At 32.3% G+C, this 257-nt stretch carries 1 protein-coding gene; it reads left to right on the plus strand.

What is annotated here, in order from left to right; all coding sequences use genetic code 11:
• Positions 1–257: hypothetical protein (locus tag GUI70_RS25930; protein WP_438503518.1), on the plus strand; the 257-nt coding region annotated here is incomplete at both ends.

A 257-nucleotide genomic window follows, 5' to 3' on the forward strand; every position in this document is an offset into this window, starting at 1 on the left:
GAATGATAACTTGAGCATTTCTAATGTCATTAATGAAAAGGTACTGCGTAATATTTTCATTTCAATTGCGAGTTATATCAAAGATGCTGCAAAGTCTTGCGAATTAAATAGTGAAGCATTTTGCAACAAAGCACATCAACGTATTAATAATGAATTAGAAGATATTTTTGCGATTATGTTAGAAAACAGCTACCCAGAGCATCAACGAGATATCATTGTAAATAGTGGAAGTTTTTTAGCAGCTGGTATATCAGGCT

This window comes from Deinococcus alpinitundrae (assembly GCF_009982895.1).
Taxonomy (GTDB): Bacteria; Deinococcota; Deinococci; order Deinococcales; family Deinococcaceae; genus Deinococcus; species Deinococcus alpinitundrae.